Annotated in this window: 8 protein-coding genes; 6 read left to right on the top strand and 2 right to left on the bottom strand. The window is 62.7% G+C overall.

What is annotated here, in order from left to right; all coding sequences use genetic code 11:
- Positions 1–192: 192 nt before the first annotated feature.
- Together hypE and hypD are read right to left on the bottom strand one after the other, a co-directional pair.
- Entirely contained in the window at positions 193–1,200 is a 1,008-nt protein-coding gene (gene hypE, locus ACY69P_RS11120) for a hydrogenase expression/formation protein HypE (protein ID WP_459899407.1), read from the bottom strand.
- 4 nt (positions 1,201–1,204) lie between these two features.
- Positions 1,205–2,296, bottom strand: coding sequence for a hydrogenase formation protein HypD (gene hypD / locus ACY69P_RS11115; protein ID WP_462327516.1), 1,092 nt, complete (start codon positions 2,294–2,296; stop codon positions 1,205–1,207).
- 236 nt (positions 2,297–2,532) lie between these two features.
- On the opposite strand from hypD, the gene ACY69P_RS11110 reads away from it, so the two are divergent.
- The 6 genes from ACY69P_RS11110 (at position 2,533) to ACY69P_RS11085 (ending at position 8,274) form a co-directional block, all read left to right on the top strand.
- Positions 2,533–3,219 (top strand): HD domain-containing protein, encoded by a 687-nt coding sequence (locus tag ACY69P_RS11110; protein WP_459899404.1) that lies wholly within the window; start codon positions 2,533–2,535, stop codon positions 3,217–3,219.
- The gene (locus tag ACY69P_RS11105) at positions 3,182–4,084 is read left to right on the top strand and encodes a D-alanine--D-alanine ligase family protein (RefSeq protein ID WP_462327515.1); all 903 of its coding nucleotides are present in this window, start codon (positions 3,182–3,184) and stop codon (positions 4,082–4,084) included. Before ACY69P_RS11110 ends, ACY69P_RS11105 begins: the two co-directional genes overlap by 38 nt.
- A gap of 12 nt (positions 4,085–4,096) precedes the next feature.
- On the top strand, positions 4,097–5,368 hold the full coding sequence (locus ACY69P_RS11100) for a 3-deoxy-D-manno-octulosonic acid transferase (RefSeq protein ID WP_462327514.1): 1,272 nt from the start codon (positions 4,097–4,099) through the stop codon (positions 5,366–5,368).
- Complete coding sequence (kdsB, locus tag ACY69P_RS11095; RefSeq protein WP_462327513.1) at positions 5,368–6,111, top strand: 3-deoxy-manno-octulosonate cytidylyltransferase; 744 nt, start codon at positions 5,368–5,370, stop codon at positions 6,109–6,111. The genes ACY69P_RS11100 and kdsB overlap by 1 nt, the downstream gene beginning before the upstream one ends.
- Positions 6,111–7,241, top strand: a complete 1,131-nt coding sequence (gene carA, locus ACY69P_RS11090) for a glutamine-hydrolyzing carbamoyl-phosphate synthase small subunit (RefSeq protein WP_462327512.1) — start codon at positions 6,111–6,113, stop codon at positions 7,239–7,241. The genes kdsB and carA overlap by 1 nt, the downstream gene beginning before the upstream one ends.
- 208 nt (positions 7,242–7,449) lie before the next feature.
- Entirely contained in the window at positions 7,450–8,274 is an 825-nt protein-coding gene (locus tag ACY69P_RS11085) for a tetratricopeptide repeat protein (RefSeq protein ID WP_459899394.1), read from the top strand.
- Positions 8,275–8,405 lie beyond the last annotated feature (131 nt).

Below are 8,405 nucleotides of genomic sequence, written 5' to 3'. Positions count from 1 at the left end.
TGAGCCAGTGAGCCAGTGAGCCAGTGAGCCAGTGAGCCAGTGAGCCAGTGAGCCAGTGAGCCAAAACACAGCCCTGGCCGTCCGTGGATGGCAAGGGCTTTTTCTATGGTCTGCTCTGGGCGCTGGGACGGCGGGGCCGCATCAGCGCGCGGGGATGCGCCGGCAGCGCGTCCCGGCAGAGTGGGGAGGCGATTAGCAGATGCGCGGCAGCTGCTCGCCCTCCAGCATATTCAGCAGGCGTTTGCCGCCAAGGGGCGTCTGCAGGATGACCTTGCCCGCGTGGTCCTCGCTGACGCGGCCCACAAGGCAGGCCTCGCGGCCCTCTTCGCTGGCGCGCAGGACCTCAAGCGCCTTCTCGGCCTTGGCCTCGGGCAGGATGCACAGGAACTTGCCCTCGTTGGCCAAATACAGCGGGTCCAGCCCAAGGATGTCACAGCCGGACTTCACGCCGGGATGCACGGGAATGCGCTCCTCCTCCAGCGTGATGCCCACGTTCGAGGCCTCGGCAATCTCGTTCAGCGTGGTGGCAAGGCCGCCGCGCGTCGGGTCGCGCAGGACGTGGATATCGCCTACCTCGGTGATCAGGGCCTCGGTCAGGTGGTTCAGGTTGGTGCTGTCGCTTTCCACGTGTGTGGTCAGGGGCAGTCCCTCGCGCTGGGCAAGGATGGTCAGGCCATGGTCGCCCATGGTGCCGGAGACCAGCACCACATCACCGGGGCGCGCGCTTTCGCCGCTGGGGTGGTTTTCCGCCAGCATGGTGCCAACGCCCGTGGTATTGATGAAGATTTTGTCCGCCATGCCCTTGGGCACAACCTTGGTGTCGCCCGTCACAATGGACACGCCAGCATTCTCCGCCGCACGCGCCATGGACTTGACGATGCGCTCCAGCACCTCAAAATCAAGCCCCTCCTCAATGATATAAGCACAGGACAGATACAGCGGACGCGCGCCCAGCATGGCCACATCGTTGACGGTGCCGTGCACGGCCAGCGAGCCAATGTCACCGCCGGGGAAGAAGATGGGGTCCACGGTGAAGGTGTCGGTACTCATGGCAAGCGGTCCGGCGATGTCGAGAAATGCGGCGTCGTCGAGCTTGTTCAGCACCGGATTGGAAAAATTCGCCTTAAAGAGGTCACTGATGAGACGCTGGGAGGCCTTGCCTCCGCTTCCATAGTCCAGAAGAACCTTCGTATCGCTCATTGCTCTAGAGCTCCGTATGGTATTTGAAGTACGCGGCGCAGGAACCTTCCGTGGAGACCATGCACGGGCCCACGGGTTTTGCCGGAGTGCACGCCTTGCCGAAGAGCGGACACTTGTTGGGGGCGAGCTTGCCCTTCAAAACCTCGCCGCAACGGCAACCGGGGATGGGCGGCTCTTCATGCAGGGTGAGGCCCAGCACCTTTTTGGCGTCGAACCGCTCATATTGCGGCGCAAACTCCAGCCCGCTGGCCGGAATCTTCCCAAGGCCGCGCCACAGGGCGTCCGCCGTATCAAAGACCTCGTTCATGATGGCAACGGCTTTGGGGTTGCCTTCCTCGGGCACGGCGCGGGTGTACATGTTGACCACCTCGGCGCGTCCGTCATTGCGCTGGCGCACCAGTTCCAGCAGCGCCTGCAGAATGTCCAGCGGGGCGAACCCGGTGACCACGGCGGGCAGCTTGAACTCGTCGGCAAGGAAGCCGTACGCGGCAGGGCCAATGATGGACGTGACATGTCCGGGCATGATGAGGGCGTCCAAACGCAGTTCCGGGTCCGCCATAAGGGCCGCAAGCGCGGGCGGAACCAGCTTGTGGAAGGATACGACGTGGAAATTGGTCAATCCGGCCTGCTCCGCCATCTTCACGGTGGCGGCCACGGTGGGTGCCGTGGTCTCAAAGCCGATGCCAAGGAACACGACCTTGGTGTCCGGGTTGTCCTGTGCCAGTTTTATGGCGTCGAAGGGCGAGTAGACGACCTGCACCCTTGCGCCCTCGGCTTGCGCGGCCTTGAGGTTGCGCCCACCGGGACCGGGAACGCGCATCAGGTCGCCAAAGGTCGCCACGATGACGTCGTCGCGCGCGGCAAGGTCCAAATACAGGGCGACCTCGCTCTCGTGCGTGACGCACACGGGGCAGCCGGGGCCGGAGAGATGAATTACTCGCTCTGGCAGAAGCGAATGCAGGCCGCTGCGGAAGATGGACACTGTATGCGTGCCGCACACCTCCATAAATCGCAGTTCACCGTCCAGCTCCGCATGAATCCTGTCCAGAAGGGAGCGGCAGAGCTTCGGATCACTGAACTTGTCGAGCACACTCACAGTCGTATCCTTTCGCCGGTTTCCGGTCGGGTTGCAGTTCCCCCAGAGGTCCCGAAAGGGCCGGAACATGGGAAATCCCCGCTCATTTCAACTTGTTGCGGGAGATTTCGGGCATACTACGAAAGCCCCCCAAAGCACAAGCGGACCCTTTATTTTTCCAGCTTCGGCTGGTAGAACGACTACGCGTTCGGCATAAGCCGGACTCCACCCGTTTTTCCCCAAGGAATTCTGTTTTCATGCGCTCATCCACAAGCAAGGAAACTGCCTGCACAGCCAAGGCATCTTCGCGCACAGGCAGGGATTTCCTCCCCACCCCGGATGAATTGGACCTTGCCGTCCCCTTCACGCCGGACGAGTTCTTTGTTCCTGACGACGACACCTGCACGGCCTATTGGGACCTGCGCAGCATGCCGGAGCACATCCGCAATCACTCGCGGCAGGTGGCCCGCGTTGCCACCGCCATAGCAGAGCGCGCAGCCCAGCGCGGCCTTATTGACGGCCAGCCCGCGGTGCGCCTTGTCCGCGCCTCCGCCCTGCTCCACGACATCGCCAAAATTTACTGCATCGAGCACGGCGGCCATCACAGCCAGCTGGGTGCGGCGTGGGCCATGGAGCACACCGGCAACCCGCTGCTGTCGCAGGGCGTATTGCACCACGTATGGTGGCCCTACACCGTGGACGTCGTCCGTTACTTTCTGCCCCTTGTCGTGCTCTACGCCGATAAGCGCGTGCGGCACGATGCCATCGTGCCCCTTGGCGTGCGTTTTGCCGACATCCTTGAACGATACGGCAAGAGCGAAATGGCCCGAAGCCGCATAGAACGCTCCATGCAGCAGACCATGGCCATTGAAAAAAGCCTAAACGAACACCTCGAGGTCAATCTCAATGCGTGTACTTTTGATAGCGGGAGGCTGGTCGACTGAGCGCGCCGTCTCCCTCAGCGGTGCCAAGGCCGTGCAGGAATCCCTGCTCCGCCTTGGTCATGACGTCACGTTCTTCGATCTTTCCGCGTCCTTCGACTCCCTCATCTCCACCGCCCGCGCCCACGATTTTGCGTTTATCAACCTGCATGGCGCTCCCGGCGAAGACGGCCTTGTTCAGGCCATCTTGGATACCATCGGCTGCCCCTACCAAGGCTCCGGCCCCGCGGCGTCCTTTCTTGCCCTGCACAAGGCAGCGGCCAAGGGCGTGTTCCGCGAGCATGGCATCCTGACGCCGGACTGGGAGCTGGTCACCGACAAGCCCGGCGCCGACTGGACGCCCAGCATCGGCCTGCCGCTGTTTGCCAAGCCCAACCTTGGCGGCTCCAGCCTTGGCATGAGCATGGTCACCGACCACGCCGACCTCGCCCCCGCGCTGGCCACCATTGCCGACCTTGGGCAGGAGGCGCTGCTGGAACCCCTCATGAAGGGCAAGGAAGTCACCTGCGCCATCCTTGGCGACGAGGCCCTGCCCCTGATTATGATTCAGCCCAACGAAAGCGCGGCGTTCTTTGACTACGAAAACAAATACAAGCCCGGCGTTGCGCAGGAAATCTGCCCCGCGCCCATCGACGAGAGCGTGGCGGAGCCTATCCGCAAGGCCACTCTCGCCGCGCACAAGGCCCTTGGCCTGTACGGCTACAGCCGGGGCGACTTCATCGTCACGGACGACGCCGCCTACCTGCTTGAAATGAACACCCTGCCGGGAATGACGGCCACCAGTCTTGTGCCGCAGGCCGCCGCCGAGGCCGGATACTCCTTCGACGACCTCATCGCCAGACTCATCGACCTCGGTCTGTCCCGCTAGCCTAGAGAGCCTATGACACTCACCATGAAAACCCGAGCCGCACTCGGCCTCTACAGTGCTGTCTGGCCCCTTGCCCTTCCGGCCCTTGCCCTGTCGAGACGCATGCGTCAGGGCTGGCAGGAACGCATGCTCCTCTCCGGCCCCGAAGGCCCCGTGGACATCTGGATGCAGGCCGCATCAGCGGGCGAGGCCTACCTCGCGCGTGAGATTCTGCTGGCTCTGCCGGACGACAGGCCCCTGCGTGTGCTGATTACCACCGGCACCAGTCAGGGCATGGACATCCTCCAGCAGGCCGCAGACGAAGCCGAAAAGAACAACCTGCTGGCAACGCGGCTGGCGTACTTTCCGCTGGACATGCCCATGCTCATGAACACGGCCATGCAGCGCTTCAGCCCCCGCGTCATCGTTTCGCTGGAAACCGAACTCTGGCCCGGCATGCTCGCCGCCGCAAAGCGGCACGACATCCCGGTGCTGGTGGTCAACGGCCGCATGAGCGCCAGCAGCCTTCCCGGCTACCTTGCCGTGCAGGACCTGCTGCAGGACATTGCACCAGAGCGCATCCTTGCCATCAACGGCGCGGCGCGCCAGCGCTTCTCCCTCGTCTTTGGCGAGGACCGCGTCGGCGGCATGAACAATATCAAGTTTGACCGCTGCCCCACCACACCCCAGCAGGCGCACAAGGACACACCCGTAGCGCGCATCCTTGGCGGCAAAACCTCCACGGCCGTTTTCGGCTCCATCCGGCAGGAAGAGGAAGCCGAGGTGATGGAGGCCATAACGCTGGTGCACGAGGCGCGGCCCAAGACGAATCTGGCTGTTTTTCCCCGGCACATGCACAGGCTCGACTTTTGGGCGAAAGCCCTGTATGAAGCCGGGTTGCCCGTTGTCCTGCGCTCGCAACTTTCCGAAGCACCGCCTCCGGGGACGCCCATCCTGTGGGATACCTTCGGCGAGCTGGGCGCGGCCTACGGATTTGCGCGCGCCGTCTTTGTGGGCGGCAGTCTGCGCCCGCTGGGAGGTCAGAACTTCCTAGAGCCGCTCACCCACGGGGTTTCGCCCGTCATCGGCCCGCACTGGAAGAACTTTGACTGGATCGGCCGCGACATCGTGGACAGTGGCCTCGTCACCGAGGTCCCGGACGCCCGCACCCTTGCGGCCACACTTATCAAGAACCTGAACCGTCCCAAACCGCAGGACTCCGTGCAGCGCCGCGCCGCAGAATACATCGGCGCGCGGCAGGGCGGCACGCGGTCGGCGGTGGACTGCATCACCAGGTATCTGTAATGCCACAGCTTCCTCCCTGTTACGGCATCATCCCCGCGCGGTACGCCTCGTCCCGCTTCGAGGGCAAGCCTTTGGCGGACATTCTGGGCCGCCCCATGTTCTGGCACGTGTACCAGCGCGCCATTCAATGCCCCCTTTTCGGCAAAGTCGTCCTCGCCACGGACGACTCCCGCATCTATACCGAAGCCTGCAAGTTCAACGTGCCCGTGGTTATGACGGGCACAGAGCACACCAGCGGCACAGACCGCGTGCTGGAGGCGGCAGAGAACCTCTCCGTCCCGGACGACGCCGTGGTGGTGAACATTCAGGGCGACGAACCCCTGCTTGAGCCAGCCATGCTGACCGAACTGGTGGAGCCCTTTGCGGACCCGAACATCCGCGTGGCCACCCTTGCCACCAAGATTACCGCCGAGGAAGCGGCCAGCCCGGACCAAGTAAAGGTCGTCTGGACCAGAAGCGGCTCTGCGCTGTATTTTTCCCGTGCCCCCATCCCTCACCTGCGCGATGGCGGCGAGGGGAATTACTGGGGTCACATCGGCCTGTATGCCTTCCGCATGCGCACCCTGCGCCGCTTTGTGGCCCTTGGCCAAAGCGAGCTGGAACGGCAGGAAAAGCTGGAACAACTACGCCTGCTTGAGAATGATATCCCCATCTACGTCGTGCCCACGCAATTTCGCACGCACGGCGTGGACCGTCCCGAGGACATCGAAAAAGTCATCAACGCGTTATCGGAGAACAACTGATGAAAGCCATTTTAGCCCTGGAAGACGGCACCTGGTTTGAGGGCCGCTCCTTCACCGGCGCCGGGAATGCTGGCGGCGAGGCCATCTTCAACACTGGAATGACCGGCTATCAGGAAGTCCTCACGGACCCCTCCTACGCCGGACAGATGGTCTGCATGACGTATCCCCTTGTTGGGAACTACGGCGTCAATCTGGAAGACGTCGAATCCTCGCGCGTCTGGGTCGAGGCCTTCATCGTTAAGGAATGCTGCAAGGTCCCCAGCAACTGGCGCTCCAAGATGTCCCTGCCGGACTACCTTACGGAGCATGGCGTCATGGGCATTGAGGGCATCGACACCCGCGCCCTGACCCGCCACATCCGCCTGCACGGCGCGCAGCGCGCCATCATCAGCACGGACGACGTCACCCCCGAGGAGCTGGTGGAACGCGCCAAGGCCCTGCCCTCCATGGACGGCCAGAACCTTGCCGAGCGCGTCGCGCCCAAGGAGCCGTACACATGGATGGACGGCGCCCCGCGCACCGTCTCCATCGCCGCCGACGGCACCTACGACTGGCCCGGAAACGGCCCCAAGGTTGTGGTCTACGACTTTGGCGTGAAGTGGAACATCCTGCGCCTGCTCGCCGCACAGGGGCTGGACCTGCTCGTCGTGCCCCCGCACTTTACCGCCCAGCAGGTGGACGCCGTGAAGCCCCACGCCGTGTTCCTGTCCAACGGTCCCGGCGACCCGGCCACCCTTGGCGACGTTATCGGCACCGTCACCACGCTGGCAAACAACTACCCCCTTGCGGGCATCTGCCTTGGTCATCAGATTCTTGGTCAGGCCCTCGGCGGCACGACCTACAAGCTGAAATTCGGCCACCACGGCGTGAATCACCCGGTCAAGGACCTCACCACCGGCCGCATTGAAATTTCCTCCCAGAACCACGGCTTCTGTGTGGACATGGAAGGGGTGCAGGACATCGAGGTGACGCACATCAACCTCAACGACAACACTCTGGAGGGCTTCCGCCACACCACGAAGCCCATTCTGGCCATCCAGCACCACCCGGAAGCCGGGCCCGGTCCGCACGACAGCCAGTACTTCTTCCCCCGTTTCCGCGAACTCATTCGCACCCACGCCGGAGTGTAACAACGTAAGCCCCAGCGTTCACACGCGATTTGCCCGCGGCGCGGAAAAAAGGCCCGTCATCAAGCACTTTTGACGGAACTGCCAATACTGGCAGCACCTTCCCCCGCCGCCGCCACAAAATCGCGTGTGAACGCTGAAACTCGCTTTGCATCCGGCCCATTTTTCCCCTACATCTGAAAGACATCCGACACTCAGACAAGGAAACGGCATGTCCACCGAGCTCATCAAAGCACGATCGCAACTTTCCGGCATTCAACGCTATCTCAAGCAGAAGAAGCTCCTTCCGGCCATTGTCAGCCTGCACGACGCCATCGGCATTATCCTGCGCACGCCGCTCATGGCACATGAGAAGAAAGAATTCGGCACCAGCGTGGAACAAGCGCTGTACACCCTCAACAACGACGCCGAATTCAAAAAAGTCTGCCCCATGGTTTTGGAATACAACGCGGGGCAGGAAAAGCAGCTCATGGGCACCCTGCGCGAACTGCTCGAAGACCTTCAGGGCAGCGCCGTGGACGAGGCCAAGCAGCTGCTGGCCGCCATTGAGGAGCAAAAGGTCACGGGCCTTGCCCGTGGTAAGGAACTGCTGGGACGCAAAAAGTTCAAGGACGCCAAGTTCGTCTTTGACAAGCTGGTTCTGCAATTTTCCGACGATACGGACCTGAAGACCCAGATCGCCGAACTGCTCCTCAAGGCCGAGCGCCACGAGGACGCGCTGGAATACCTGACGCAGGCGCTGAAGGAATTTCCGGAGTCCGCCCACCTGTACAACCGCGTGGGTATGGTTCTGCGCAAGATGAACCGCTTTGACATGGCCGAGAAGTACTACGTCAAGGCGCTGAAGCTCGCCAAAGACGACCCGGGGCTGTATTTCAACATCGGCCGCCTGTACATCGACTGGGAGAAGTGGGACAAGGTCGCCCGCGTTGCCGCCATGGCGGTGAAGCTGTCGCCCGACTTTTCCGAGGCCAAAAAGATGCACACCTTCGCCAAAAAGAAGATGCGCAAGGAAGCCGCCAAGCAGGACAAATAGCCTGCACGCAACCACACCCGACCACAGGGGCGCCGTCGTGACGACCGCGCCCTTTTTTGCGCCCTCCGGCCCTCCGCCCAGCGTCCCCGCTCTGCGTCCAATCAATCCCACCCCGGAACACACCCCCGCAC

Source organism: Desulfobaculum sp. (assembly GCF_054921475.1).
This window is presented reverse-complemented; position numbering and strand designations above follow the sequence as displayed.